Annotated in this window: 27 protein-coding genes; 12 read left to right on the top strand and 15 right to left on the bottom strand. The window is 66.8% G+C overall.

All coding sequences use genetic code 11. From position 1 onward, the window contains the following. Positions 1–219: 219 nt before the first annotated feature. The gene (locus tag QMZ16_RS04150) at positions 220–2244 is read left to right on the top strand and encodes a catalase (RefSeq protein WP_282602258.1); all 2025 of its coding nucleotides are present in this window, start codon (positions 220–222) and stop codon (positions 2242–2244) included. A gap of 31 nt (positions 2245–2275) precedes the next feature. Here QMZ16_RS04150 and rocF read toward each other — a convergent pair whose 3' ends face one another. Together rocF and metG are read right to left on the bottom strand one after the other, a co-directional pair. Beyond that, a complete protein-coding gene (rocF, locus tag QMZ16_RS04145; protein WP_282602257.1) occupies positions 2276–3199 on the bottom strand; it encodes an arginase in 924 nt (307 codons plus the stop codon). Between the two features lie 165 nt (positions 3200–3364). Beyond that, positions 3365–5083: a methionine--tRNA ligase gene (metG, locus tag QMZ16_RS04140; protein ID WP_282602256.1), complete on the bottom strand. Its 1719-nt coding sequence runs from the start codon at positions 5081–5083 to the stop codon at positions 3365–3367. Between the two features lie 168 nt (positions 5084–5251). Here metG and QMZ16_RS04135 point away from each other — a divergent pair, with 168 nt between their 5' ends. Further along, complete coding sequence (locus QMZ16_RS04135; protein ID WP_282602255.1) at positions 5252–5887, top strand: hypothetical protein; 636 nt, start codon at positions 5252–5254, stop codon at positions 5885–5887. A 79-nt stretch (positions 5888–5966) separates the two neighbouring features. Here QMZ16_RS04135 and QMZ16_RS04130 read toward each other — a convergent pair whose 3' ends face one another. Then, positions 5967–6551, bottom strand: a complete 585-nt coding sequence (locus QMZ16_RS04130) for a GcrA family cell cycle regulator (RefSeq protein WP_282602254.1) — start codon at positions 6549–6551, stop codon at positions 5967–5969. A 117-nt stretch (positions 6552–6668) separates the two neighbouring features. Here QMZ16_RS04130 and QMZ16_RS04125 point away from each other — a divergent pair, with 117 nt between their 5' ends. The 3 genes from QMZ16_RS04125 to argF all read left to right on the top strand — a co-directional run bounded on the left by QMZ16_RS04125 (position 6669) and on the right by argF (position 9846). Then, positions 6669–7487 carry an ABC transporter permease gene (locus QMZ16_RS04125; RefSeq protein WP_282602253.1) on the top strand — a complete coding sequence of 273 codons (819 nt, stop codon included), beginning with the start codon at positions 6669–6671 and terminating at the stop codon, positions 7485–7487. 157 nt (positions 7488–7644) lie between these two features. Continuing rightward, positions 7645–8817, top strand: a complete 1173-nt coding sequence (locus QMZ16_RS04120) for an aspartate aminotransferase family protein (protein ID WP_282602252.1) — start codon at positions 7645–7647, stop codon at positions 8815–8817. 102 nt (positions 8818–8919) lie between these two features. Then, complete coding sequence (argF, locus tag QMZ16_RS04115; protein ID WP_282602251.1) at positions 8920–9846, top strand: ornithine carbamoyltransferase; 927 nt, start codon at positions 8920–8922, stop codon at positions 9844–9846. 88 nt (positions 9847–9934) lie between these two features. Here the strand turns inward: argF and QMZ16_RS04110 are convergent, their stop codons facing one another. After that, entirely contained in the window at positions 9935–11530 is a 1596-nt protein-coding gene (locus tag QMZ16_RS04110; RefSeq protein ID WP_282602250.1) for a phosphoenolpyruvate carboxykinase, read from the bottom strand. 218 nt (positions 11531–11748) lie between these two features. On the opposite strand from QMZ16_RS04110, the gene QMZ16_RS04105 reads away from it, so the two are divergent. The 6 genes from QMZ16_RS04105 to QMZ16_RS04080 all read left to right on the top strand — a co-directional run bounded on the left by QMZ16_RS04105 (position 11749) and on the right by QMZ16_RS04080 (position 14973). Beyond that, the gene (locus tag QMZ16_RS04105) at positions 11749–12159 is read left to right on the top strand and encodes an HPr kinase/phosphatase C-terminal domain-containing protein (RefSeq protein ID WP_282602249.1); all 411 of its coding nucleotides are present in this window, start codon (positions 11749–11751) and stop codon (positions 12157–12159) included. A gap of 22 nt (positions 12160–12181) precedes the next feature. After that, positions 12182–13132, top strand: a complete 951-nt coding sequence (rapZ, locus tag QMZ16_RS04100; RefSeq protein WP_282602248.1) for an RNase adapter RapZ — start codon at positions 12182–12184, stop codon at positions 13130–13132. A gap of 25 nt (positions 13133–13157) precedes the next feature. Then, positions 13158–13583 (top strand): PTS fructose transporter subunit IIA, encoded by a 426-nt coding sequence (locus QMZ16_RS04095; RefSeq protein WP_022707136.1) that lies wholly within the window; start codon positions 13158–13160, stop codon positions 13581–13583. Beyond that, positions 13580–13858, top strand: a complete 279-nt coding sequence (locus QMZ16_RS04090) for an HPr family phosphocarrier protein (protein ID WP_022707135.1) — start codon at positions 13580–13582, stop codon at positions 13856–13858. Before QMZ16_RS04095 ends, QMZ16_RS04090 begins: the two co-directional genes overlap by 4 nt. Positions 13859–13868: 10 nt before the next feature. Continuing rightward, on the top strand, positions 13869–14483 hold the full coding sequence (locus QMZ16_RS04085) for a TetR/AcrR family transcriptional regulator (protein ID WP_282602247.1): 615 nt from the start codon (positions 13869–13871) through the stop codon (positions 14481–14483). An 82-nt stretch (positions 14484–14565) separates the two neighbouring features. Next, positions 14566–14973 carry a DUF2852 domain-containing protein gene (locus QMZ16_RS04080; RefSeq protein WP_282602246.1) on the top strand — a complete coding sequence of 136 codons (408 nt, stop codon included), beginning with the start codon at positions 14566–14568 and terminating at the stop codon, positions 14971–14973. 37 nt (positions 14974–15010) lie between these two features. Here the strand turns inward: QMZ16_RS04080 and QMZ16_RS04075 are convergent, their stop codons facing one another. The 7 genes from QMZ16_RS04075 to QMZ16_RS04045 form a co-directional block, all read right to left on the bottom strand. Continuing rightward, a complete protein-coding gene (locus QMZ16_RS04075) occupies positions 15011–15886 on the bottom strand; it encodes a 3-hydroxybutyryl-CoA dehydrogenase (RefSeq protein ID WP_282602245.1) in 876 nt (291 codons plus the stop codon). Between the two features lie 108 nt (positions 15887–15994). Beyond that, positions 15995–16921, bottom strand: coding sequence for an electron transfer flavoprotein subunit alpha/FixB family protein (locus QMZ16_RS04070; protein ID WP_282602244.1), 927 nt, complete (start codon positions 16919–16921; stop codon positions 15995–15997). Next, positions 16921–17679, bottom strand: coding sequence for an electron transfer flavoprotein subunit beta/FixA family protein (locus QMZ16_RS04065; RefSeq protein ID WP_282602243.1), 759 nt, complete (start codon positions 17677–17679; stop codon positions 16921–16923). The genes QMZ16_RS04070 and QMZ16_RS04065 overlap by 1 nt, the downstream gene beginning before the upstream one ends. Before the next feature lie 107 nt (positions 17680–17786). Continuing rightward, positions 17787–18359 (bottom strand): cob(I)yrinic acid a,c-diamide adenosyltransferase, encoded by a 573-nt coding sequence (locus QMZ16_RS04060; RefSeq protein WP_282602242.1) that lies wholly within the window; start codon positions 18357–18359, stop codon positions 17787–17789. Then, positions 18359–18559, bottom strand: coding sequence for a twin transmembrane helix small protein (locus QMZ16_RS04055; protein ID WP_022707129.1), 201 nt, complete (start codon positions 18557–18559; stop codon positions 18359–18361). Before QMZ16_RS04055 ends, QMZ16_RS04060 begins: the two co-directional genes overlap by 1 nt. Before the next feature lie 24 nt (positions 18560–18583). After that, on the bottom strand, positions 18584–19402 hold the full coding sequence (locus tag QMZ16_RS04050) for an SDR family NAD(P)-dependent oxidoreductase (RefSeq protein WP_282602399.1): 819 nt from the start codon (positions 19400–19402) through the stop codon (positions 18584–18586). Next, a complete protein-coding gene (locus QMZ16_RS04045; protein WP_282602241.1) occupies positions 19399–19953 on the bottom strand; it encodes an SH3 domain-containing protein in 555 nt (184 codons plus the stop codon). The genes QMZ16_RS04050 and QMZ16_RS04045 overlap by 4 nt, the downstream gene beginning before the upstream one ends. A gap of 138 nt (positions 19954–20091) precedes the next feature. Between QMZ16_RS04045 and parC the strand changes: the two genes are divergently transcribed. Further along, positions 20092–22332, top strand: coding sequence for a DNA topoisomerase IV subunit A (gene parC / locus QMZ16_RS04040; protein ID WP_282602240.1), 2241 nt, complete (start codon positions 20092–20094; stop codon positions 22330–22332). A 53-nt stretch (positions 22333–22385) separates the two neighbouring features. Here the strand turns inward: parC and QMZ16_RS04035 are convergent, their stop codons facing one another. From QMZ16_RS04035 to QMZ16_RS04020, 4 genes are all read right to left on the bottom strand, one after another. Then, positions 22386–23294, bottom strand: coding sequence for an SDR family oxidoreductase (locus QMZ16_RS04035; protein ID WP_282602239.1), 909 nt, complete (start codon positions 23292–23294; stop codon positions 22386–22388). Positions 23295–23357: 63 nt separating this feature from the next. Further along, positions 23358–23948, bottom strand: a complete 591-nt coding sequence (locus QMZ16_RS04030; RefSeq protein WP_282602238.1) for a cytochrome b/b6 domain-containing protein — start codon at positions 23946–23948, stop codon at positions 23358–23360. After that, a complete protein-coding gene (locus QMZ16_RS04025; RefSeq protein WP_282602237.1) occupies positions 23948–24394 on the bottom strand; it encodes a cytochrome c in 447 nt (148 codons plus the stop codon). The genes QMZ16_RS04030 and QMZ16_RS04025 overlap by 1 nt, the downstream gene beginning before the upstream one ends. 102 nt (positions 24395–24496) lie before the next feature. Beyond that, positions 24497–25276 carry a tellurite resistance TerB family protein gene (locus QMZ16_RS04020; RefSeq protein ID WP_282602236.1) on the bottom strand — a complete coding sequence of 260 codons (780 nt, stop codon included), beginning with the start codon at positions 25274–25276 and terminating at the stop codon, positions 24497–24499. Positions 25277–25584: the final 308 nt, after the last annotated feature.

Genomic DNA, 25584 nt, shown 5'->3' with positions numbered 1-25584 from the left:
CGACCCCAAGCGTTCCCCGAATTTGAGCGGTTCTGCACCACGCGTTTCCGCGCGGGCACTCCTATCGTCAAAGTCTGCTGCGTCTACCGATTTCGCCACGTCCGCATCCGCGTCATGCATAGGCGAGCGTCGCCGCCCGGGCAAGACACGACATTTATCAACGGAACCCGTGCCGCCCGCCCCGGTTGTCGCCCCATGCGCCAGCAAGAGGAGGACGGCATGTCCGAGACCAGCCAGAATACCGGGAACGGCGGCGAGACGCACCAGCAGGGCGGCGAGCGGCTGACCACCAACCAGGGCGTGGCGATCAGCGATAACCAGAACAGCCTGAAGGCGGGGGATCGCGGACCGACGCTGCTGGAGGATTTCATCCTTCGCGAAAAGATTTTCCATTTCGACCATGAGCGCATCCCGGAACGGATCGTCCATGCCCGCGGGTCGGGGGCGCATGGCTATTTCGAATGCACCGATCCCATCCCCGAGCTGACCACCGCGAAGTTCCTGTCGAAGAAGGGCCGCACACCGGTCTTCACGCGCTTCTCCACCGTCGCGGGCGGGGCGGGCAGCATGGACACGCCGCGCGACGTGCGCGGCTTTGCCGTCAAGTTCTATACCGAAGAGGGGAATTTCGACCTCGTCGGCAACAACATCCCCGTCTTCTTCATCCAGGACGCGATCAAGTTTCCCGACCTGATCCATGCCGTGAAGATGGAGGCCGATCGCGGTTACCCGCAGGCCGCCAGCGCGCATGACACCTTCTGGGATTTCGTGTCGCTGATGCCCGAATCGCTGCACATGATCATGTGGGCCATGTCGGACCGGACCCTTCCGCGCAGCCTGCGCATGATCGAGGGGTTCGGTGTGCACACCTTCCGGCTGGTCAATGCCGAGGGCAAGTCCACCTTCGTCAAATGGCACTGGAAGCCCAAGCTGGGCCTGCAGAGCCAGGTCTGGAACGAGGCCGTCAAGACCGCCGGCGCCAACAGCGACTATCACCGCCAGGACCTGTTCGAGGCCATCCAGGCGGGCGATTTCCCGGAATGGGAGCTGGGCATCCAGACCTTCGACGCCGAATGGGCCGAAAAGCAGCCCTATGACGTGCTGGACGCGACCAAGCTGATCCCCGAGGAGGAGATCCCCGTCCGCATCGTCGGGCGCATGGTGCTGGACCGCAATCCGGACAACTTCTTCGCCGAGACGGAACAGGTGGCCTTCTGCCCGTCCCATGTGGTGCCCGGGATCGACTTCACCGACGATCCGCTGCTGCAGGGGCGTCTGTTCAGCTATCTCGACACGCAGAAGTCGCGTCTGGGCACGGCGAATTTCCACCAGCTGCCGATCAACGCGCCGAAATGCCCGTTCCACAACTTCCAGCGCGACGGCCAGATGCAGATGCATGTCCCCAAGGGGCGCGCGAATTATGAACCGAACAGCCTGTCCGAGGCAGGCGAGGACGGCGGCCCGCGCGAGACCGAGGCGGGCTTCAAGACCTATCGCAGCATGTCCGATTTGGACAACACGCCCGATCAGAAGCTGCGCCGCCGGGCCGAACTGTTCGGCGACCATTACAGTCAGGCGACGATGTTCTATCGCAGCCAGACCGAGGCCGAGCAGCGCCACATCGCCGACGCCATCGTGTTCGAGCTGTCGAAGGTCGGCATCGGCCATGTCATCACGCGCATCCTGGCGCATCTGCGGGTGATCGACGAAAGTCTGGCATCTGCCGTGGCCGAGGGGCTGGCCGAGGACCTGCCCGATCCGGCGACCCCCTTCCGTCAGCCGGTGGAGATGCCCACCTCGGACGCGCTGTCGATCGCGAAGAAGCATCCGAACACGCTGAAGGGTCGCAAGGTCGGCATCCTGATCGGTGAGAACGGGGACCAGTCCAAGGCCGACGCGATCCGCAAGGCGGTCGAGGCCGATGGCGGCATGGCCGTCCTGATCGCCAAGAAGCGCGGCATGGCCGAAGCACAACTGGCGGGCACCCCTTCGGTTCTCGTCGATGCCATCGCGCTGGCCCTGACCGAAGAGGACGCGACGAAGCTGGCGAAATACAAGTCCGCCATCGACTTCGTGTCCGACGCCTTCGCGCATCTGAAGGCCATCGCGGCGGATGATTGCTGTCAGGCGCTGCTGGATGCGGCAGGCGTGATGCGCGACGACGGCGTAACCTCGACCGACCCGGATGCTTTCGTGAAGGCCGCGCGGCAGCGCTTTCCGGATCGCGAAGCCAAGCTGTGGTAAGAAGAAAGGGGGCCGCGATGGCCCCCTTTGCTTATCCGTAGCTGCGGGTCGGGCGGTCGAAGACCTTGCGCCCCATCAGGCTGCCGACCAGATCGACCATCAGCTTGGCCGTGCGGCCGCGTTCGTCCAGGAACGGGTTCAGCTCGACCAGATCCAACGAGGTGACCAGCGCGGATTCGTGCAGCAGCTCCATCACCAGATGCGCCTCGCGGAAGGTGGCGCCGCCGGGAACGGTGGTGCCGACGGCGGGGGCGATGGTCGGGTCCAGGAAATCGACATCCAGGCTGACATGCAGCAGACCGTCCGCCGCCCGCACCCGGTCCAGGAATTCGCGCAGGGGCGCGACGATGCCCTGTTCGTCCAGCACGCGCATGTCGTTCACGGTGATGTCGGTTTCCTGCATCGCGGCATGTTCCGCCGGATCGACGCTGCGGATGCCGAACATGCAGATATTCTCGCCCGGGATGGGGTTCGGGAAGGGCGGGAAGGGGGCAAAGCCGTCGCGGCCATTGGCATAGGCCATCGGCGTGCCGTGCAGGTTGCCCGAGGTGGTCGTGCCGACGGTGTGGAAATCGCTGTGCGCGTCCAGCCAGATCACGAATTGCGGGCGGCCCGCATTCGCCGCATGGGCCGCGACGCCCGCCACCGTGCCAAGCGCCAGCGAGTGATCGCCGCCCATGATGATCGGCATGCCGTGGGGCAGCGCGTCCTGCGTGGCGGCGGACAGGGCGCGGGTCCATGCGATGGTCTCGGGCAGGTGATGGACTGCGGCGTTGTCGCAGGTCTCGTTGCCGAGGGGGGCGGGGGTCACGTCGCCGCGATCCTCGACCGTGTGGCCCAGGGCGCTCAGCGTGCCGGCCAGCCCCGCGGTGCGATAGGCGGCAGGCCCCATCAGGCAGCCGGGGCGGCGCTGCCCCTCGTCCACGGGGGCTCCGATCAGGATGCAGTGGGTCATCGCGGTCTCCGGTCCAGGGTCTGTCAAAGACCTAGCGGTTGACGCGGGCTGCGTCCACACCATGCGACGATTGCCTGGGGGCGGCGGCCAGAGGGATATGAGAGAGAGGGCCGCGTGCCTGGGTAGGATCGCGATACAGCGACCCCGCCCGGCGCGCAAGCGGTCTCAGGCGCGGACGCCCTTGAAGCGTTCGGCCCATTCCTCGCGGCTCTCGTCGCTGATCTTGGCGAAGAGGACCTCGGGGACGGTGAAGGCGTGGCCGGCGGGCAGGGCGGTCAGTGCCGCGCCCGCATCCTGCGGCCAGTCGCGCAGGTCGGTCTGCATGGCCGACAGCATGGAATCGGCGGCGAAGGGGATGAAGGGCTGCGACAGGACCGCGTACATGCGGATCAGGTTCAGGCCCAGGCGCACCTGCATCGCGGCCTTTTCCGGGTCGGTCTTGAAGGTCGACCACGGCGCTGCCGCCTGCAGGTATTCGTTGCCCAGCACCCAGATCGCGCGCAGCTCGGACGCCGACTTGCGCACATCCGTGCGGGCCATCGCAGCGTCATAGGCGGCGATGCGGGTGTTCAGATCCGCGATCAGCTGCTGTTCGACCTCGCCCCATTCGCCGCCCTCGGGGATCACCTCGCCGAACTTGGAGCGGCAGAACTTGGTGATGCGGCTGACGAAGTTGCCCAGCACATCGGCCAGGTCCTTGTTCACCGATTGCTGGAAGTTCTCCCAGGTGAACTCGCTGTCGCCGGATTCGGGGGCGTGGGACAAGAGCCACCAGCGCCAATAGTCGGCGGGCAGGATTTCCAGCGCGTGGTCCATGAAGACGCCGCGCCCCTGGCTGGTCGAGAACTGCCCGCCATCATAGGTCAGGTAGTTGAAGGACTTGATGTAATCGACCATCTTCCACGGCTCGCCGGAGCCGATCATCGTGGCCGGGAAGGACAGCGTGTGGAAGGGAACGTTGTCCTTGCCCATGAACTGGGTATAGGTCACGTCGTCTGCGCCCTCGTCGGTGCGCCACCAGCTGCGCCAGTCGGCATCGCCGCGCCCGTTCGCATCGGCCCATTCGGCGGTCGCCGCGATATATTCGATGGGTGCGTCGAACCAGACATAGAAGACCTTGCCCTCCATCCCCGGCCAATCCTCGGTTCCGCGCTTGACGGGCACGCCCCAGGACAGGTCGCGCGTGATGCCGCGATCCTGCAGGCCGTCGCCGTCGTTCAGCCATTTCTTCGCGATCGAGGTGGTCAGGATCGGCCAGTCGGTCTTGCTGTCGATCCAGGCGGCGATTTCCCCCTTCAGCGCGGATTGGCGCAGATAGAGGTGCTTGGTCTCGCGCACCTCGAGATCCGTGCTGCCGGAAATGGCGCTGCGCGGGTCGATCAGGTCGGTCGGGTCCAGCTGCTTGGTGCAGTTCTCGCACTGGTCGCCGCGGGCCTTGTCATAGCCGCAATTGGGGCAGGTCCCCTCGATATAGCGGTCGGGCAGGAAGCGGCCATCGGCATTGGAATAGACCTGCTTCTCGCTGACTTCGCGGATGAAGCCGTTCTCGGCCAGCTTGCCCGCCAGGTGCTGGGTCAGGACATGGTTGCGCGGGCTGGAGGAGCGCCCGTAATGGTCGAAGGACAGCCCGAAGCCACGCGCCAGCTCGGCCTGTTCGCCATGCATCCGCGCGCAGTAATCGGCCACGGGTTCGCCCGTCTTGGCAGCGGCCAGTTCGGCGGGCGTGCCATGTTCGTCGGTCGCGCAGATGAACATCACCTCGTGCCCCCGCGCCCGCAGGTAGCGGGCATAGAGGTCGGCCGGCAGCTGCGAACCGACAAGGTTCCCCAGATGCTTGATGCCGTTGATATAGGGCAGGGCAGATGTGATCAGATGGCGGGCCATGTCGGGTGCGTCCTTTTGGGTCGGCGTATCTCTAGCGGTTGCGCGTGATGAAGGAAAGTGCGCGGGCATCCTTGCGTTTCCTGCAAATACGGGGCATTCGGCACGGCTTCATGTGACAGCCAGGTGACACTCATGCCCCGATCCAGCCGTGGCGGGATGCCCCGTCCGTTGACCATATTCGCCATCAGTTGCGCAACCACCGTCCTGGTCCTTCTGGGCGGGCTGGTCGTGACCGCCGACACCTATGCGCTGTTCGCCGAAGGCGGCCCGATCGAGGGGATGTCGGCGATCTTCCTGCTGACGGCGGCCCTGTGGGTCAGCACCGACATCATCCGCCAGCGGCGCTGGCAATCCTGGCACCTTGCGGTCCTGCTGTGGGGCGCAGGCATGAGAGAGCTGGACATGGACAAGGCCTATACCCAGTCGGGGGTCCTGTCGCTGCGGCTGTATTCGGGCGATGCGCCGATCGTGCAGAAGCTGCTGGGCGGTGCGGTTCTGGCGCTGCTGATCTGGGCGGGGCTGCGGATGCTGGCGCGGAACCTGCCGGGATTTCTGCGCCGCCTGCGCCGGTTCCGTGCGCAGGAATGGCTGCTGGTGCTGGGGGTCGGGCTGATCCTGTTCGCCAAGACCATCGACGGGCTGGGCCGCAAGCTGGCGCCCTGGGGCATCGACATCTCGCAGGCCACCAGCGATTTCGCGGGCCGCAGCGAAGAGGCGATGGAGCTGGTCGCCACGATCCTGATCCTGCAGGTGGTCGCGCTGTTCCATGCGCGGCGCCGCAGCGGCCCCCGGTCGTCGGGCTAGGGTCGCCACCAAGGAACCTACGCGAAACGAAAAAGGCCGCCCCGGACGGGCGGCCTTGTCATTGCGGCGGACCTGCGGCTCAGCGGCGGCGGTCGCGACGCGAGCTCATGGGCTGGAAGGCCACGCTGACATGCGTCTCGCAATAGGGTTTTCCGGCAGCCGAGGGCAGGCCGCAGAACCAGAACTTGTCGGTGGCCGGATCGCCGATCGGCCATTTGCAGGTCCGCTCGGTCAGCTCCATCAGCGTCAGCTTGCGCGCGCGCTTCTCGACCTCGCGGGCCGAGGCCAGCGTCTCGGGGCTGATCTCGTTGGCCGAGGGCTGCGGGGGCAGCGGCTGGCCCGCCGTCATCACCGGACGACGCGGCACCGGCGTGAAGGCCGCGGGCTGGGGCGCGGGCTCGGGTTCGGAGGCGGGTTCCGGCTCGGGCTGCGGGGCGGGTTTCGCGGCCGCCTGCTTCTTCTCGGGCTGGGGGGCGGGTTCGGGCGCGGGGGCCGCCGCCGCGGGGGCCTCGTCCTCGTTCCGGTTCGACAGGCCGAGGCGGTGGACCTTGCCGATCACCGCGTTGCGCGTCACGCCGCCCAGCTCTTTTGCGATGGCACTGGCCGACTGGCCCTCGGCCCACATGCGCTTGAGCGTCTCGACTCTTTCATCCGTCCAGGACATGTCAGCCTTTCCGGGCGGGTCGGGGCCCGCCGCCCATCTTGAAACCTGCGATTGGTCCCGTCAGAAACGGGATGCCGAGATTTAGCCGCCGATGCGCAGAAATTCAAGGACCGCAGAATGACCCCCAGGATGAATCCCGACAGCCCCGCGATGGGCGTCCGCCGCTTCGGCCGCATCAACTGGCTGGGGATGCGAACCCTTGCCGCCCGGGAGGTGCGCCGCTTCATGGCCGTCTGGCAGCAGACGATCTTCGCGCCGCTGATGACGGCGGGCCTGTTCGTGCTGGTCTTCGCGCTGGCACTGGGGCAGGGGCGGGGGCAGGTGATGGGCCTGCCCTACCTGGTGTTCCTGGGGCCGGGCATCCTGATGATGACGGTGATCCAGAACTCCTTCGCGAACACGTCCAGCTCGATCACCTCGGCCAAGGTGCAGGGCAACATCGTGGACACGCTGATGCCGCCCCTGTCCGCGGGAGAGCTGCTGGCCGGGTACCTGGCGGGGTCGGTCGTGCGCGCCGCGCTGGTGGCCACGGTGATCGGCACGGGCATGGTGATCGTGACGGGGCAGGGCATCGCGCATCCCGCGCTGGCGGGGCTGTTCGTGCTGCTGGCCGCGCTGCTTCTGGGGAGCCTGGGCATCCTTGCGGGCATCATGGCGCAGAAATTCGACCAGATGGCCGCGATCACGAACTTCATCATCACGCCGCTGTCCTTCCTGTCGGGGACGTTCTACTCGGTCCAGTCCCTGCCCGAGCCGTTCCGCACGCTGTCGCACTGGAACCCGATCTTCTACCTGATCGACGGGGCGCGCTTCGGGGTGACGGGGATCAGCGACGCGCCCGTCATGCGCGGTGCCGCGATCTGCATCCTGGCGGTCGCCTGCGTGCTGGCGCTGGCGTGGCACTGGCTGCGCATCGGTTACCGAATGAAGCCGTAAGGGGCATTTGAGGCTTGCGCGCGGGGCCGTCTGCGCGCATCTTCCCCGCCATGAGCATGCGACGCGCCCGTATCATCCGACGCTGATGCGACCTTACGGTCGGCATCCCCTTTCGCCTGTTCTGTCCACATTCCCGATATCTCGAAGGTTCAGTCCCATGATCCCGCATGTCCTGCCGACCTATAACCGTGCCCCCCTGTCGTTCGAACGGGGCGAGGGCGCCTGGGCCATCGCGTCGGACGGCCGCCGATACCTGGACCTGGGCGCGGGTATCGCGGTCAACGTGCTGGGCCATGCGAACCCCGACCTTGTCGCCGCGCTGACCGAACAGGCGGGCCGGATCTGGCATGTGTCGAACCTGTACCAGATCCCGCAGCAGGAACGGCTGGCGGGGATGCTCGTCGATGCCACCTTTGCCGATACGGTGTTCTTCACCAATTCCGGCACCGAGGCCGCCGAGCTTGCGATCAAGATGGTCCGCAAGTTCTGGGACCACGCGGGCGATCCCGACCGGATCGAGATCATCACCTTCGAGGGCGCCTTCCACGGGCGTTCCACCGGTGCCATCGCCGCATCCGGGGCCGAGAAGATGGTCAAGGGCTTCGGGCCCCTGATGCCCGGCTTCCGGACGCTGCCCTGGGGCGATATCGACGCGCTGGAGGCCGCGGTGACGGACCGCACCGCCGCCGTGATGCTGGAGCCCCTGCAGGGCGAGGGCGGCATCCGCCCGATCGCGGACGAGGATCTGCGCCGCATCCGCGAGATCTGCGACCGGACCGGCGCGCTGCTGGTCCTGGACGAGGTTCAGTGCGGCGTGGGTCGGACGGGCCGGCTGTTCGCGCATGAATATGCGGGCGTCACCCCCGACGTGATGATGGTCGCCAAGGGCATCGGCGGGGGCTTCCCCCTGGGCGCGGTGCTGGCGACCGAGGCCGCTGCGGCGGGGATGGTCGCGGGCACGCATGGTTCGACCTATGGCGGGAACCCGCTGGCCTGCGCCGTCGGCTGCCGCGTCATGGAGATCGTGGCCGATCCCGATTTCCTGGCCGAGGTGAACCGCAAGGGTGCGCTGTTCCGCCAGAAGCTGGAGGGGCTGGTCGCCTCGTATCCCGACATCTTCGAGGGGGTGCGCGGGCAGGGCCTGATGCTGGGCCTGAAATGCAAGGCCGCGCCTGCCGACCTGGTCCGTGCGGGCTATGACGAGGGGATCCTGACGGTTCCGGCTGCCGACAGCACGCTGCGCCTGCTGCCGCCGCTGAACATCGGCGACGAGGACATCGCCGAGGCCGTCCAGCGGCTGGATCGTGCCGCGGCCCGCCTGGCAGGCTGAACCGGCCCGCGAAGGGGCTGCGGCCCCATTTTTCCCGCCAGCGCCCTTGACCCCGCGGGGTCGGCGGGGCTTGCTGGCGGAAACCCGTTGAAAGACAGACCCATGACGCATTTCCTCGATATCCATAAGACCGAAGCCGATCAGCTGCGGGGCATCATCGACAATGCCCGCGCCATGAAGATCGCCCGCAACGACCGACCCAAGGGCATGCCCGACGACGATCAGCCGCTGGCCGGCCGCATGGTCGCGCTGATCTTCGAGAAGCCCTCGACCCGGACGCGCGTCAGCTTCGACGTGGGCGTGCGCCAGATGGGCGGGCAGACGATGGTGCTGTCGGGGTCCGAGATGCAGCTGGGCCATGGCGAGACGATCGCGGACACGGCCCGCGTGCTGTCGCGCTATGTCGATCTGATCATGATCCGCACCTTCGAGGAGGCGACCCTGCTGGAGATGGCGGAACACGCGACGGTGCCGGTCATCAACGGGCTGACGAACCGCACCCATCCCTGCCAGATCATGGCCGACATCATGACCTTCGAGGAGCATCGCGGCCCCATCGCGGGGCGCAAGGTGGTCTGGTCGGGCGACGGCAACAACGTCTTCGCCAGCTTTGCCCATGCGGCGGGGCAGTTCGGGTTCGACCTGACCTTCACCGGTCCGAAGACCCTGGACCCGGAACCCGAGTGGATCGAATATGCGGCCGCGATGGGCCGCCCGATCACGATCGAGCGCGACCCCTACAAGGCGGTCGAGGGTGCGGACCTGGTGGTCACCGACACCTGGGTCAGCATGCATGATCCCCAGTCCGCCAAGGAGCGCCGGCACAACCAGCTGCGCGGGTACCAGGTGAATTCGGACCTGATGTCGCGCGCCAAGCCGGATTCGCTGTTCATGCACTGCCTGCCCGCGCATCGCGACGACGAGGCCACGAGCGAGGTGATGGACGGGCCGCATTCCGTGATCTTCGACGAGGCCGAGAACCGTCTGCATGCGCAGAAGGCCATCATGCGGCATTGCCTGGGCCTGTGATCCAGATGGCGGCGGACCTGCGGTCCGCCGAAGACATGCGAAAGGGCCGCGTCGATGACGCGGCCCTTTCCGTTTCGCGGCGTTGCGATCAGCCGATGGCGGCTGCGCGCACGTCCTCGTCGATGCCGTCGAGATACTGGGCGAAGTTGTCGCTGAACATCTGGACCAGCCTGGTCGCCTGGCGGTCATAGGCCGCGCCGTCGTCCCAAGTGCGGCGCGGGTCCAGCAGCACGTCCGACACGCCCTCGACACTGACCGGAACGTCGAAGCCGAAATTCGGGTCGCGACGGAACTGCGCATCGTTCAGGCTGCCGTCCAGCGCCGCCGACAGCAGCGCGCGGGTGGCGCGGATCGGCATGCGAGAGCCGGTTCCGAAGGCGCCGCCGGTCCAGCCGGTATTGACCAGCCAGCAATTCGCGCCGTCCTGCGCGATCTTGTCCGCCAGCAGCTTGCCGTAGACCTCGGGGCGGCGGGGCATGAAGGGCGCGCCGAAGCAGGTCGAGAAGGTCGGGATCGGCTCGGTCACGCCGACCTCGGTGCCGGGGGTCTTGGCGGTGAAGCCCGACAGGAAGTGGTACATGGCCTGCGCGGGCGTCAGCCGCGCGATCGGCGGCAGGACGCCGTATGCGTCGCAGGTCAGCATGATCACGTTCTTCGGGCTGCCGCCGAGGCTGGTCGTCGATGCGTTCGAGATCGCGTCCAGCGGGTAGGCACAGCGCATGTTGTCGGTGATCGAGTTGTCCTCGAAATCCAGCTCCAGCGTGTCCTCGTCGAAGACCATGTTCTCGATCACGGTGCCGAAGCGCGAGGTGGTGGCGAAGATCTCGGGTTCGGCCTGCGCGGACAGGTTGATCGTCTTGGCGTAGCAGCCGCCCTCGAAGTTGAAGATGCCGTTGTCGGACCAGCCATGTTCGTCATCGCCGATCAGCACCCGCGAGGGGTCAGCCGAAAGCGTCGTCTTGCCGGTGCCCGACAGGCCGAAGAAGATCGCGCTGTCGTCGGGGTTGCCCGGCGCGTGGTTGGCGCTGCAATGCATCGGCATGATGCCCTTTTCGGGCAGCAGGTAGTTCAGCAGCGTGAAGACCGACTTCTTGTTCTCGCCGGCATAGGCGGTGCCGCCGATAAGGATCAGCTTCGCATCGAGGTTCAGCGCGATGACCGTCTCGCTGCGGCAGCCGTGGCGTTCGGGGTCGGCGGTGAAGTCGGGGCAGTTGATGATCGTGAATTCGGGGGTGAACTCTGCCAGTTCCTCGGCCGCGGGGCGGCGCAGCAGGTGGCGGATGAACAGCCCGTGCCAGGCCAGTCCGGTCACGACGCGCACGTCGAGGCGGTGTTCCGGATCGGCCCCGCCGAACAGGTCCTGCACGAAGTAGTCGCGGCCCTTCATGTGCGCCAGCATGTCGGCATGCAGGCGGTCGAAGGCGTCGGGGGCCATGGGGGCGTTGTTCTCCCACCAGATCGTGTCCTCGACCGAAGGGGTGCGGACAACGAACTTGTCCTTGGGCGAGCGGCCCGTATGCGCGCCGGTCGTCACGAGGAAGGTGCCGCCCTGGCCGATGCGGCCTTCGCCGCGGGTCACGGCTTCGTTCATCAGCGCGGGTTCGAGCAGGTTGTAATAGACCCGGCCCAGCCCCTCGATGCCTTGATCTTCAAGACGGCAGTTGGGGTTAACGCGTGTGCTCATGTTCCTCTGGCTCCGGTATGAGGGTTCGGGTCTGTGGCAGGGGGTGATCCCCTTCAATCGGCTATAGCAGCGGTTGAATCGGGCGAAACCGGGCAGCGCTAACCGTTAGCGGCAACAGTAAATGTTATCGCCAACAAGGCAGATTCGTCCCCGATCTGGCGGTCCAACCTGCGGATCGTGCAATCTGTGGGCAGCGAAATCGGGCAGGGGTGATTCGGGTGCAGCTTCACGCGACGACGGTGGCCATCGAGGGTCGGGGGCTGGTGATCCTCGGGCCGTCCGGCGCGGGCAAGAGCACCCTGGCGCTGGAGCTGATGGCCACGGGGGCGGTGCTGGTCGCGGATGACCGGACCGACATTGCGCGGCAGGGGGATGCGCTGATCGCCAGCGTCCCGCAGGCCCTGGCCGGGCGGATCGAGGCCCGCGGCATCGGCATCCTTGGCGCACGCGAATACGGCCCCGTCCCGGTGGCATGGGTCTGCGACCTTGGGGCCGCTGCGTCGGCACGACTGCCACAACCGGGTTCGGTCGAATGGCTGGGGGTGACGGTTTCGCTTGTATCGGGGCCGTGGCGGCCACATCTTCACGCTGCATTGCGGCAGTTGATGTTGGGGGGCAGGGTTCACTGATGCCTCCGCCAAGGGGGTTCCCGTGACCGAGCAGCAGGGCGATACCGACATTCAGAGGCTGGTGCTGGTCACCGGCCCGTCCGGGGCGGGCAGGTCCACCGCGATCAACGTCCTCGAGGATCTGGGCTTCGAGGCCATCGACAACCTGCCGCTGTCGCTGATCCCGCGTCTTCTGGACGGCCCCGCGCGGCCCGAGCCTCTGGCCCTGGGGCTGGACGTGCGCAATCGCGATTTCTCGGCCTCGAACGTGATCGAGCTGATCGACCGGCTGACCCGCCGACCCGATTTCGCGATCGAGGTGCTCTATCTCGACTCGGCGCCCGAGGTGCTGGTGCGCCGTTACAACGAGACCCGCAGGCGCCACCCCCTCAGCCCGGACAGCTCGCCCAATGCGGGTGTCGAGGCCGAGATCGATCTGCTGGGGCCGATCCGCAGCCGCGCGGATGTGCTGGTCGATACCTCGGAACTGTCACCGCACGACCTCAAGGCCGAGCTGACGCGCTGGTTCGGGGGCGCAAGCGCCGCGCGGCTCAGCGTGTCGCTGCATTCCTTCAGCTACAAGCGGGGCGTCCCGCGCGGGCTGGACCTGATGTTCGACTGTCGCTTTCTGGCCAACCCCCACTGGGAGCCCGAGCTGCGCCCGATGGATGGCCGCCAGCAGGCCGTCCAGGATCACGTCGCCGCCGATCCGCGATTCGCCGAGTTCTTCGCCCGCACTCGCGAATTGGTGGAATTCCTGCTGCCCGCGCACATGGAAGAGGGGAAATCCCATCTTTCCGTGGGTTTCGGATGCACCGGGGGGAAACATCGTTCGGTCACAATGGTGGAAAAGATGGCGCTTGCGCTTGCGGATGGTGGCTGGCCGGTGTCAATAAGACACAGAGAGCTTGAGCGTCGTATGGCGACGCTGCACGGCGGATCGGATGCCCAGCCCAACGGCGCGGCAGATCCGGACAAGGTGCAGGCGCAGTGACGATGCATGAACCTGGTGAGGCGCGTTGATCGGAATTGTCATCGTGGCACATGGCGGATTGGCCCGGGAATATCTTTCCGCGGTCGAACATGTCGTGGGGCCTCAGAAAGGCATCGCTGCCGTCGCGATCGAGGATGATCACGACCGCGCGGCCAAGACGGCCGAGATCAAGGCCGCGGCCGATGCGGTGGATCTGGGCGACGGGGTGGTGCTGGTCACCGACCTGTTCGGCGGATCGCCGTCGAACCTGTCGCTGCCGGCCTGCGCGGTCCAGGACCGCACCATCCTCTATGGTGCGAACCTGCCGATGCTGGTGAAGCTGGCCAAGTCGCGCCACCTGCGCGTGGGCGATGCGGTGGCCTTCGCCAAGGAAGCCGGGCGCAAGTACATCAACAGCTACAACGTCCCCCCCGAGGCGGCGATCGGAAGCGCGAGGCGTCACCTGGGATGAGCGGAACCGTCACCAAGGACCTGGAGATCATCAACGTGAAGGGCCTGCATGCGCGGGCCAGCGCGAAATTCGTGGACGTGGTCGAAAGCTTCGATGCGCAGGCCACCGTCGAGAAGGACGGCATGTCGGTATCGGGCGACAGCATCATGGGCCTGCTGATGCTGACCGCGCCGCGCGGCAGCCAGATCCGCGTGACCACCACCGGCGCGCAGGCGCAGGAACTGTCGGACGCCTTGTCGCGCCTGGTCGCGGATTATTTCGGCGAAGGCATGTAAGGGCCGCGCCTTGGCCGACCGCAAGACCTATCACCACGGCAATCTGCGACAGGCGCTGGTCGATGCGACCGCCGCGCTGGTCGAGGCGCAGGGCCCGCAGGCCTTCACCCTGACCGAGGCTGCGCGTCGCGCGGGCGTCTCGGCTGCCGCCCCCTATCGCCATTTCAAGAACCGCGAGGACCTGCTGGAAGAGGTCGCCCGCCAGGGGTTCGAGGAATTCGCCCTGCGGCTGGAACGCGCCTTCGACGGCGGTGCCCCGCAGCCCCTGACCGCCTTCCTGCGCATGGGGCAGGCCTATCTCGATTTCGCCTCGGACCGGCCCGGCTTCTACATGGCCATGTTCGAAAGCGGGATCTCGATCGCGGGCAATGCCGAACTGGCATCCGCATCCGAACGCGCGCAGGGCGTTCTGGTCGCGGCGGCCGACGCCTTGGCGCAGCGCCTGCCCGAGGGCAACCGCCCGCCCGCCCGCATGGTCGCCAACCACATCTGGGCCATGAGCCACGGCGTGGTCGAGCTGTTCTCTCGCGGGAAACCCGGAAGCCGCAGCCCGGTGGCGCCCTCCGAGATGCTGGAAAGCGGGGCGATCATCTATCTCCGCGGGCTTGGCCTGATCCCTTCGTGAAAAATCGGCAGCCGGGATCTTGATCCCCGGCTTCGGCCTCCCATCTATGTAAATGTGATTAACATTAACATCGGAGGACGACATGGAAACCGCCACCTTGGCACATCACGCAGCCCCGAGGTCGCAATCGCGGCTGGCCGAGGCCCTGGCCCGCGGGCGGGACTGGCTGGATGCAAGGGGACGCCTTGCATGGATCGCGGCGATGGTCCTTGGCTTCATCGCCTTCTGGCCCGCGGGCCTTGCCCTTCTGACCTACATGATCTGGAGCAATCGCATGTTCGGATGCAGCAAACACTCGACCCGCAGCCCCCGCCACGTCGCATCGCCGACCGGCAACAGCGCCTTCGACGCCTATCGCGAACAGACGCTGAAGCGCCTCGAGGACGAGCATGCCGAATTCATGGGCTTCCTCGAAAGGCTGCGCGAGGCCAAGGACAAGGCCGAGTTCGATCAGTTCATGGAAAGCCGCCGTCCCAAGCAGGACGCGTAAGCGACGGGGGCGGGGCCGCATCGGCCCCGCGCCGCCATCAGCGGGTGGGGACCGGCGTCTCGCCCCGGTAATCGTAGAAGCCGCGACCGGTCTTGCGGCCCAGCCAACCGGCCTCGACATATTTGGTCAGCAGCGGGCAGGGGCGGTATTTCGTGTCCGCCAGCCCGTCATGCAGGACGTTCATGATCGCAAGACAGGTATCCAGGCCGATGAAGTCGGCCAGTTCCAGCGGACCCATCGGGTGGTTCGTGCCCAGCTTCATCGCCTTGTCGATGCTGTCCACCGAACCGACCCCCTCGTAGAGCGTATAGACCGCCTCGTTGATCATCGGCATCAGGATGCGGTTGACGATGAAGGCGGGGAAATCCTCGGCGCTGGCAGCGGTCTTGCCAAGCGATTCAACGACGGCCAGCAGCGACTTGTAGGTCGGCTCGTCGGTGGCGATGCCGCGGATCAGCTCGACCAGCTGCATGATCGGCACGGGGTTCATGAAGTGGAAGCCCATGAACTTCTCGGGGCGGTCGGTGCGGCTGGCCAGGCGCGTGATCGAGATCGACGAGGTGTTCGAGGTCAGGATCGTCTCGGGCTTCAGATGCGGGACCAGATCCTCGAAGATGGCCTGCTTGACGCTCTCGCGTTCGGTGGCGGCCTCGATCACCAGGTCCGTCTGGCCCAGATCGGCCAGCTTCATCGTCGTGCGGATCCGCGACATCGCCGCCGCACGTGCCTCGGCCGAGATCTTTTCCCTCGAGACCTGGCGTTCAAGGTTCTTGTCGATCTGCGACAGGGCCGAGTTCAGGGCCTCCTGGCTGATGTCGTTCAGCAGGACCTCGTAACCCGACAGGGCGAAGACATGGGCGATCCCGTTGCCCATCTGGCCTGCGCCGATCACGCCTACGGTCTGGATGTTCATTCGTGCCACCTTTCGCCTTGCGCCCGCGACGATAGGGCGGGCTTCATGTTGCCGCAACGCAAAACCGCCCCCGGTCGGGGGCGGTTTCACCGTTCGTCCGAAAAGCGGTCAGAGCTTGTCGGTCAGTTCCGGAACGACTGCGAACAGATCGCCCACCAGGCCGTAATCGGCCACCTGGAAGATCGGCGCTTCCTCGTCCTTGTTGATCGCGACGATGACCTTGCTGTCCTTCATCCCCGCAAGGTGCTGGATCGCACCCGAGATGCCGACGGCGACATACAGCTCGGGGGCGACGACCTTGCCAGTCTGACCCACCTGCCAGTCGTTCGGGGCATAGCCCGAATCGACCGCCGCGCGCGATGCGCCGACGGCGGCGCCCAGCTTGTCGGCCAGCTTCTCGATGATCTCGAACTGCTCCTTCGAGCCGACGCCGCGACCGCCCGAGACGACGCGCCCGGCCGAGGTCAGCTCGGGGCGGTCGCTTTCGGCGACCTCGTCGGCGACCCAGGACGACAGGGCCGGATCGTCGGCCAGTGCCGCATCCTCGACCGATGCGCCCGCGCCTTCGCCGGCGGCGTCGAAGCTGGCGGTGCGGATGGTCAGCACCTTCTTGGGATCGGCGGATTTCACCGTCTGGATCGCGTTGCCGGCATAGACCGGACGCTCGAACGTGTCGGCGTCGATCACGGCGGACACGTCCGAGATGACCATGACATCCAGCAGCGCCGCGACGCGGGGCATGATGTTCTTGGCATCGGTCGTGGCGGGGGCCGCGATATGGTCGTAATCGCCCGCAAGCGCCACCAGCAGCGCGGCGGCCGGTTCGGCCAGGCGGTGACCATAGCGCGCATCCTCGGCGACCAGCACCTTGGCGACGCCGTCGATCTTGGCAGCCTCGGCGCCCGCATCGCGCGCGCTTGCGCCTGCACACAGCACGGTCACGTCGCCAAGCGACTTGACGGCGGCGACGGCCTTGCCGGTCGCGTCGCGGTTCAGTTCACCATTGGTGACTTCGGCCAGCAGCAGAACAGCCATCACACCACCCCCGCTTCTTTCAGTTTCGACACCAGCTCGTCGACCGAGCCGACCTTGATCCCCGCCTTGCGGCCCTCGGGTTCGCGCGTGTTCACGACCGCCAGGCGCGGCGTGACATCGACGCCCAGATCGGCGGCGGTCTTTTCGTCCAGCGGCTTCTTCTTGGCCTTCATGATGTTGGGCAGCGACGCATAGCGCGGCTCGTTCAGGCGCAGGTCGGCGGTGACGATCGCGGGCAGCTTGACCTCGATGGTCTGCAGGCCGCCATCGACCTCGCGCGTGACCTTCGCGGCCTCGTCCTCGATCTCCAGCTTGCTGGCGAAGGTCGCCTGACCCCAGCCCAGCAGCGCGGCCAGCATCTGGCCGGTGGCGTTCATGTCGTTGTCGATGGCCTGCTTGCCGGCGATGACCAGCCCGGGCTGCTCATCGTCGATGACGGCCTTCAGGATCTTGGCGACGGCCAGCGGCTCGATATCCTGGTGCACATCGTCTGCAGCCACGACCAGCACGGCGCGGTCGGCGCCCATGGCCAGTGCGGTCCGCAGGGTTTCCTGGGCCTGCTTCACCCCGATGCTGACGGCCACGATCTCGGTCGCGACGCCCTTTTCCTTCAGACGGATCGCTTCCTCCACCGCGATCTCGTCGAAGGGGTTCATCGACATCTTGACGTTGGCAAGATCCACTCCGGACCCGTCGGCCTTGACCCGAGCCTTCACGTTGTAGTCGATCACGCGCTTGACTGGCACGAGAACCTTCATCGGCCTCTCTCCCTTTGTTTCGGCGTCTTGTGGCACAAGTGTTAGACGTCACTTTCCCCCGATGACAGGGCAAAAACGTCACAGGACGCAGCGTTTGCGGTATCGGTTCAGCGGCTTGCGCCGGGAACCCACAGGATGTCCGCGGCCCCGTCGTCATTGGCGATGCGCCCCGCGACGAACAGCCAGTCCGACAGCCGGTTGAGGTAGCGCAGCGCCTCGGGGTTGGCATCGCCGCCCGCCGCAAGCTCGGTCGCGCGGCGTTCGGCGCGACGCGCGACGGTGCGACACAGGTGCAGATGAGACGCCAGCGCCGACCCGCCGGGCAGGATGAAGCTGCGCAGCGGTTGCAGGCGGGCGTTCATCGCGTCGATCTCGGATTCGAGGCGTTCGGTCTGGGTGGCGACGATGCGCAGCACGGGATATCCGGCCTGGTCGTCGGCATCCATGTTCGGGCGCGACAGGTCCGCGCCAAGGTCGAACAGGTCGTTCTGGATCACCGCGATCATCGCCGCCAGATCGCCCGTCGCATGCAGGCGAGCCAGCCCGAGCGTGGCGTTCAGTTCGTCGACGGTGCCATAGGCCTCGACCCGCGGATCGGATTTCGGAACGCGGCTGCCATCGGACAGCGCGGTGTCGCCCTTGTCGCCGGTGCGGGTATAGATGCGGTTCAGCACGACCATCAGCGCGACCCCAGCCAGACAAGGACCAGCAGCGCCGCGATGACACCCGCCTGCGCATAGATGCGCCAGCGCATCATCCGGTTGGCGTTGCGCCGGTTCCAGTCGCCGCCCCGGGCGAAGCCGCCGATGCCGGTCATCAGGATCGCGAAGACGATGCCGATACCCACGAGCGATATGATGATCAGGTTCCTGTCGTCCATGTCCCTGCCTTTCGGTCCGAGAGCCTAAGCGCGCCGCGCGAACCAGTCCAGTGCGCGCGTCGGCAGAACGCGTCGCGCCACCCCCGAGATGCGCGTGGGCGTCGTGACATATTGGCGCGGGGCGGGGCGATCGGCCGTCAGCGCGGTCAGGATGCGCTTCGACACCTCGCGCGGGGGCAGTTCGAACCGGTCGGGCCCCGAGGGTTCGTAGAGCCGCTTGAGCAGGCTGTCGCGATACTGGTCGGCGCGGGCGCTGGACTGCCAGTCCACCCAACGTTCGAAATGCGGGATCGCGTTCTCGCGGATGCGGCTGGTGATGGGGCCGGGCTCGATCAGGACGACATGGATGCCCGTGCCCTCCATCTCCAGGCGCAGGACGTCGGTCAGACCTTCCAGCGCGAACTTGGTCGCGACATAGGGACCGCGCCAGGGGATGCCGACCAGCCCGAGGACCGAACTGATATTGACGATCCGCCCCGCCCTGCGTTCGCGGAAATGCGGGATCAGGCGGCGGGTCAGGTCATGGCTGCCAAAGAGGTTGGTCTCGAATATCGCGCGCAGGGCGCCGCGCGGCATGTCCTCGACCGCGCCGGGCAGGGCGAAGGCCGCGTTGTTGACCAGCCCGTCCAGCGAACCGCCCGCCAGCACCTGATCGACACAGGCGGCAACGCTGTCTTCGTCGTCCAGATCCAACCGCAGGCATTCGATGCCCTCGGCGCGGCGGGCCGCGATATCGGCGTCCTTGCGGCAGGTCGCGACGACATCGATGCCCTGCTCGGTCAGGAAACGCGCCGCATCCAGCCCGATCCCGGACGAGGCTCCGGTCAGCAGGACCCGCATCAGGGGGCGTCCGGCGACAGGAACTGGTTTGCCATGAAGCCGCGATCCCCGGCCGCGGTGCGGATCTCGACCCAAGTGCCGCCGGTCGGGCCCATCGCCTCGACCTGGGTGCCCTCGGTCAGGGCGGCCACGACCGGGTTCCCGGTGCCGGGGCCCGACCGCATGTTGACGCGCGATCCGGTGACATAGAGGCGCTGCCCGTCGCCAAGCGGCTGGGCGGGGGCGGCCTCGGGGGTGCGGCCCGCATATTCGGGCGAGGGTTGCAGCGCGGGGCCGGGGAACTCTTCGACCTGCTCGGGGGTCTGGCTCTCGGCCTCGACGATGGCGGCGCTGCTGTTGGCCTCGGGCGATGTGGGGGTCAGCGCCTCGGCGCCCTCGGATGCATCGCGCGCGACTGTGGCGGTCAGATCCTCGGCGCCGGCATCCTGCGCGGCGCTGCGTTCCTGGGCATCCTGCGCCCGTCGATCGGCGCGCAGATCGCCGTCGCCATATCCCGACAGGACGGCCCAGATGGCCAGCAGGGTGGCAAGCACCAGCATACCCAGCTTCAGCATTCCCGACAGCCTCCCTCGTGGTGCGCGATCACGGTCGCTCGATTCTTATCCGATCCCGCCGCCCAACACCACGGCAGCGCGGCGGTTCCGCCGTTTTTCGATCTGGACCGGCGGCACGGCGCGTCCTATCCAGAAGGCATGTCTGACGATCTGCTTCCCGATCCCGCGCAAGGCGCGCTGTCCGAACCCCTCAGCCGAGCGATCGGCGAAAGGTATCTGACCTATGCGCTGTCCACGATCATGCATCGCGCGCTGCCGGATGCCCGCGACGGGCTGAAGCCGGTGCATCGCCGCATCCTCTATGCGATGCGGGAATTGCGGCTGTCGCCCACGGGCGCGTTCCGCAAGTCGGCCAAGATCACCGGCGACGTGATGGGCAATTATCACCCCCATGGCGATGCCGCGATCTATGACGCGATGGCCCGCCTGGCCCAGGATTTCGCCATGCGCTATCCGCTGGTGGACGGGCAGGGGAACTTCGGCAATATCGACGGCGACAACCCCGCCGCCGCGCGTTACACCGAGGCCCGCCTTGCCGGCACCTCCGAGGCGCTGATGGACGGTCTGACCGAGGATTCGGTCGATTTCCGCCCCAATTACGACGGCACCCTGACCGAGCCCGCGGTGCTGCCCGCGGCCTTCCCGAACCTGCTGGCGAACGGCGCGTCGGGCATCGCGGTGGGCATGGCCACGAATATCCCGCCCCACAACCTGCACGAGGTGATCGACGCCTGCCTGCATCTGATCAAGTCGCCCGACGCGCGTGACGACACGCTGGCGACGCTGCTCAAGGGGCCGGACTTCCCCACCGGCGGCGTCGTCGTCGAAAGCGCCGAGAGCATGGCCGAGACCTATCGCACGGGGCGCGGCGCCTTCCGCCTGCGCGCGCGCTGGTCGGTCGAGGATCTGGGCCGGGGGCAGTGGCAGATCGTCGTCACCGAGATCCCCTACCAGGTGCAGAAATCCAAGCTGATCGAGCGGCTGGCCGAACTGATCCAGACCCGCAAGATCCCGATCCTCGCCGATGTGCGCGACGAATCGGCCGAGGATATCCGCATCCTGCTGGAGCCCAAGACCCGCAGCGTCGATCCCGAACAGCTGATGGCCGCGCTGTTCAAGACGAGCGACCTGGAAATCCGCTTCAACCTGAACATGAACGTGCTGATCGACGGCCGCGTGCCCAAGGTCTGCAGCCTCAAGGAGGTGCTGCGCGCGTTCCTCGACCACCGCCGCGAGGTGCTGCTGCGCCGCGCGAACTTCCGGCTGGACAAGATCGCCGCGCGGCTCGAGGTGCTGGAAGGCTACCTGGTCGCCTATCTCAACATCGACCGCGTGATCGAGATCATCCGCCACGAGGACGAACCCAAGGCCGTGATGATGGCCGAGTTCGGCCTGTCCGAGGTCCAGGTCGAGGCGATCCTGAACATGCGCCTGCGCGCCCTGCGCAAGCTGGAAGAGATCGAGCTGCGCGCCGAACGCGACGCCCTGCTGAAGGAACGCGACGGCCTGCAGGCCATGCTGGCCGACGAGGATGCGCAATGGGCGCAGATCGCCACCCAGCTGAAGGAAGTGCGCAACCTCTTCGGGAAATCCACCCCCGAGGGCCAGCGCCGGACCGAGATCGCGGAGGCCGCCGAGACCCCCGTCATCGACATCGAGGCCATGATCGAGCGCGAGCCGCTGACCGTGATCCTGTCGAAGATGGGCTGGATCCGCGCGATGAAGGGCCACCAGCCGCTGGATGCCGAGGTCAAGTTCAAGGATGGCGACGGCCCGGGCTTCGCGCTGCATGCCGAAACCACCGACAAGCTGATGATCTTCGCCTCGAACGGGCGGTTCTACACGCTGCCTGCCAGCAACCTGCCGGGCGGGCGCGGCATGGGCGAACCGCTGCGCCTGATGGTCGATCTGCCGAACGAGGCCGAGGTCATCGCGATCTTCCCCTGGCGCGAGGGGGTGAAGTACCTCGTGGCCTCGAAGGCTGCGGACGGGTTCATCGTCAATTCGTCGGACATCCTGGCGCAGACGAAATCGGGCAAGCAGGTGCTGAACGGCGACGCGCTGCTCTGCCGTCCCGTGGCGGGCGATCACGTCGCCGTCGTCGCGGGCACGCGCCGTATGCTGGTCTTCCCGCTGACGGAGCTGCCCGAGATGGCGCGCGGCAAGGGCGTGCGGCTGATGAAGCTGAAGCCCGGCGGCCTGTTCAAGGACGAGGTGCTGACCGACGCGATCACCCTGAACCTTGCCGACGGGCTGTCATGGCCGATGGGCGGGGGCAAGACGCGGACCGAGAGCGACCTGTCGGAATGGGTCGGCAAGCGGGCGGGCGTGGGCCGCATGGCGCCACGCGGCTTCCCGCGCGACAACAAGTTCGCATGAGGTAAAAGGGCGGGGTCATCCCCGCCCTTCGTCGTTTCCGCAGGTGGCGTCCCTTACAGCCCGCCGCCGCCGACCGATCCGAAATATTCGCCGGTGATATAGCTCGCCTCGTCCGATGCCAGAAGCACGTAGATCGGCGCGATCTCGACCGGCTGCCCCGGACGGCCAAGCGGCTGGTTGGCGCCATGCTGCGCCGCCTTGTCCGTCGGCTGCCCGCCGCTGATCTGAAGCGCGGTCCAGTAGGGGCCGGGGCAGACCGCGTTCACGCGGATGCCGCGCGGGGCCAGCTGCTTGGCCAGCGACTGCGCGAAGGCCACGTTCGCGGCCTTGGACTGGGCATAGTCGAACAGATGCGCCGCGGGCGAGAATGCCTGCGTGGACGAGGTGATGATGATCGAGCCGCCTTCGCCCATATGCGGCACCGCTGCGCGGGTGATCCAGAAGGGCGCGTAGATGTTCGTCTTCATCGTCGCGTCGAAATCCTCGGTCGTCAGCTCTTCGAGGGTCTCGCAATATTGCTGGCGACCGGCATTGTTGACCAGGACATCCAGCCCGCCCAGTTCCTCGACCGCGCGCGATACGAGGGTCTTGCAGAAATCCTCGCTACGGATGTCGCCCGGAATGGCCACGGCCTTGCGGCCCTCGGCCTCGATCACGGCGATGATGGCGTCGGCATCCTCCTGTTCCTCGGGAAGATAGTTGATGGCGACATCCGCGCCCTCGCGGGCAAAGGCGATGGCCGCCGCCGCACCGATGCCGCTGTCGCCACCGGTGACCAGGCAGCGCTTGCCCGCCATGCGCCCGGACCCGCGATAGCTTTGTTCGCCATGATCGGGCAGGGGGTCCATGCGGGTCGCAAGGCCCGGCATCTGCTGCTTCTGCGCGGGGAAATCGGGTTCGGGAAGGCGGGGGTCCTGCAACGCTCCGGCGCGGAACGGGGGGCGGAAGGGCTTGCCTGACATGGCTCTCTCCGATGTTGCGGTGATGTCAGGTGCCAACGATGGGCGATGCCGGGGGTTCCGGCATCATTTGTCTGTCCGGCGCACCCATTTCCAGCCGGTGATCATCGGACGGACCAGATCCTCGTGCTTCCACAGGCGATAGAAGGCGATGATGGCCACGTGCAGCAGCACAAGGACCAGCACCAGCGTCGCCCCGAGATCGTGCCAACCCACCGCCGCATGAGAGATGTCGGACCCCGCAAGATCGGCCAGTGGACCGATGTTCACGAAATCCTCGGGGTCGATCACGAGGCCGCTGCCCACTTGCCACAGCAGCACGCCCAGCATGGCGACGACCGACAGGGCGCCCATGGGGTTGTGCCCCGGCCACAGGCTGGGACGCGGTTCGTGCAGGTGCCGAAGATAGGAGATGACCGCCCGCGGCCCGCGCAGGAAGTTGCGGAACCGCGCATGTTTGGGCCCGACGAAGCCCCAGACCACGCGGAAGCCCAGCAGCGCCAGGATGGCATAGCCCAGCCAGAAATGGATCGTCATGACGCCGGGGCCGAACTTGCCCAGCAACCAGTTGGCGATGACCAGCGTGGCCAGCAGCCAGTGGAATGCCCGAAGGGCCGGGTCCCAGACGCGGACCCGGCGTGCCTGTTCGGCGGCCATCAGTCCGCGCGATAGCTTTGGTGACAGTCGCGGCAGGTGCCTCCCACCGCCTGAAGCGCCGGCCCGAGGTTCTCCTGACCGCCCGCGACGGCCTGGTCCATGCCTTCGGTCGCGCTGGCAAGCGCCGCGTATTTCTGCGCGAAATCGTCCTTGTCGCCCCATATCGCGGGCAGGGCGTCGGTGCCGTCGATATCGTCGGCGGAACTGCCATCCACGAACAGCTTGGGCAGATCGTAACCCGTCAGCGCCATCAGGTTCTGCGCCGCTGCGACGGCGGCGGCCTCGTCGTATTTGGTATTGCCGCGCGCCATGTCCGACAGGGTGCCCATCTCGGTCGAGATCATGGTGAAGAAGCCCTGTCGCGCCTTGACGGCATCGTCGGCGGACTGGGCGGCCACCGGCAGGGCGGCAAGGCAGAAGGCGGCAGTCAGGAAGGCTCTGGTCATGGCGTGCTCCTTGGAACCTGTCGGTTTGTCGGCTTGCCATGTCAGCTTTGCAGGAAGGGCGGTGCGGCGCAACAGCGCAGCCCCGCCCTCACGCTTTCGCGATCAGCCTGCGCTGTAAAGCGGCATGACGCCCGCCTCGCGGTGGATGTCGTTCACCGTGCCGCGGTCCAGACCCATCGCGACGGCAAGGTCGTTCAGGTAACGGGCCTCGGCCTCGTTGTCGAAATCGATGGCCAGAAGCGACATCAGATAGACCTGCGCCTCGAGGCCCTGCGGCACGTCGTGGGCAAGGTCCTGTGCATCGACGGGGCGCGACATCTGCTCGCGGATGAAGTTGCGTTCGTCATCGTCCAGATCGTCGCCCAGATGGCCCAGCAGGCGCTGCTTCTCGGCATCGTCGACATGGCCGTCGGATTTCGCGGCCTGGATCATCGCGCGCAGCATCAGTGCCGCGACGGCGTTCTGTTCCGGCGTCGGCGCCACCTCGGGCTCGGCGTCATGAGAGATCGCGTCGTCGAACAGCGACCCGAAGGTCGCGTCGTTCTTCGGCTGCGAATCCTTCTGCGCCAGCTGGCCCGCAGTCGCCGATCCGCCGACCAGGCCGCCCAGAACGGCGCCCAGCCCGCCCGCGGCCGCACCGCCGCGACCGCCCAGGTTGTCCAGCAGCCCGCCCAGGCTGCCCTGACCGCCGCTGCGGTTGCCCAGCATCTGCGTCAGGCTGCCGCCGCCCGATCCGCCCGACAGAAGGCCGCCCAGAAGACCGCCGCCCTGAGTGCCGCCATGCGTGCCGCCACCCTGCTGGCGGTTCTTCATCACCGCGCCGATTCCCTTGGCAAGCATCACGCCCGCGGCGACGCGGGCCAGGCTTTTCATCATGCTCATGCGAATTCCCCTGTCTTCCGTGAAAGGGCCCCGCGCGCGATCCGCGCAAGGCGTTGGTTCGGCAACGAAAGGCGCGGGCCACGGGTTCCAGCGTGCCCTGCCTGCAATGCCTGCCGAAACTAGCACGTCTGCGTGACGCTGTGCCCTTGATTTTTCCCCTGCCGCCTTATACATCGCGGCGCACGTCAAATCCGGGGCCCTTCAGCCATGCCCCGCGGTATCCAGGAGGCCCACATGGCAAAGGCAAAGTTTGAACGGACGAAACCGCACGTCAACATCGGGACCATCGGTCACGTTGACCACGGCAA

The organism is Paracoccus sp. PARArs4 (assembly GCF_947311865.1).
Taxonomy (GTDB): Bacteria; Pseudomonadota; Alphaproteobacteria; order Rhodobacterales; family Rhodobacteraceae; genus Paracoccus; species Paracoccus zeaxanthinifaciens.
This window is presented reverse-complemented; position numbering and strand designations above follow the sequence as displayed.

Excerpts from the sequence above, each read along its gene's own strand:
- QMZ16_RS04080 (WP_282602246.1), top strand. The coding sequence starts at position 14,566 with ATGGAAACCGCCACCTTGGCACATCACGCAGCCCCGAGGTCGCAATCG.
- QMZ16_RS04055 (WP_022707129.1), bottom strand. The coding sequence starts at position 18,559 with ATGGACGACAGGAACCTGATCATCATATCGCTCGTGGGTATCGGCATC.
- rocF (WP_282602257.1), bottom strand. The coding sequence starts at position 3,199 with ATGACCCACTGCATCCTGATCGGAGCCCCCGTGGACGAGGGGCAGCGC.
- QMZ16_RS04150 (WP_282602258.1), top strand. The coding sequence starts at position 220 with ATGTCCGAGACCAGCCAGAATACCGGGAACGGCGGCGAGACGCACCAG.
- QMZ16_RS04065 (WP_282602243.1), bottom strand. The coding sequence starts at position 17,679 with ATGAAGGTTCTCGTGCCAGTCAAGCGCGTGATCGACTACAACGTGAAG.
- QMZ16_RS04070 (WP_282602244.1), bottom strand. The coding sequence starts at position 16,921 with ATGGCTGTTCTGCTGCTGGCCGAAGTCACCAATGGTGAACTGAACCGC.
- QMZ16_RS04090 (WP_022707135.1), top strand. The coding sequence starts at position 13,580 with ATGAGCGGAACCGTCACCAAGGACCTGGAGATCATCAACGTGAAGGGC.
- metG (WP_282602256.1), bottom strand. The coding sequence starts at position 5,083 with ATGGCCCGCCATCTGATCACATCTGCCCTGCCCTATATCAACGGCATC.
- argF (WP_282602251.1), top strand. The coding sequence starts at position 8,920 with ATGACGCATTTCCTCGATATCCATAAGACCGAAGCCGATCAGCTGCGG.
- QMZ16_RS04120 (WP_282602252.1), top strand. The coding sequence starts at position 7,645 with ATGATCCCGCATGTCCTGCCGACCTATAACCGTGCCCCCCTGTCGTTC.
- QMZ16_RS04020 (WP_282602236.1), bottom strand. The coding sequence starts at position 25,276 with ATGAGCATGATGAAAAGCCTGGCCCGCGTCGCCGCGGGCGTGATGCTT.
- QMZ16_RS04125 (WP_282602253.1), top strand. The coding sequence starts at position 6,669 with ATGACCCCCAGGATGAATCCCGACAGCCCCGCGATGGGCGTCCGCCGC.
- QMZ16_RS04075 (WP_282602245.1), bottom strand. The coding sequence starts at position 15,886 with ATGAACATCCAGACCGTAGGCGTGATCGGCGCAGGCCAGATGGGCAAC.
- QMZ16_RS04035 (WP_282602239.1), bottom strand. The coding sequence starts at position 23,294 with ATGTCAGGCAAGCCCTTCCGCCCCCCGTTCCGCGCCGGAGCGTTGCAG.
- QMZ16_RS04025 (WP_282602237.1), bottom strand. The coding sequence starts at position 24,394 with ATGACCAGAGCCTTCCTGACTGCCGCCTTCTGCCTTGCCGCCCTGCCG.
- QMZ16_RS04110 (WP_282602250.1), bottom strand. The coding sequence starts at position 11,530 with ATGAGCACACGCGTTAACCCCAACTGCCGTCTTGAAGATCAAGGCATC.
- QMZ16_RS04130 (WP_282602254.1), bottom strand. The coding sequence starts at position 6,551 with ATGTCCTGGACGGATGAAAGAGTCGAGACGCTCAAGCGCATGTGGGCC.
- QMZ16_RS04060 (WP_282602242.1), bottom strand. The coding sequence starts at position 18,359 with ATGGTCGTGCTGAACCGCATCTATACCCGCACCGGCGACAAGGGCGAC.
- QMZ16_RS04045 (WP_282602241.1), bottom strand. The coding sequence starts at position 19,953 with ATGCTGAAGCTGGGTATGCTGGTGCTTGCCACCCTGCTGGCCATCTGG.
- QMZ16_RS04030 (WP_282602238.1), bottom strand. The coding sequence starts at position 23,948 with ATGGCCGCCGAACAGGCACGCCGGGTCCGCGTCTGGGACCCGGCCCTT.
- parC (WP_282602240.1), top strand. The coding sequence starts at position 20,092 with ATGTCTGACGATCTGCTTCCCGATCCCGCGCAAGGCGCGCTGTCCGAA.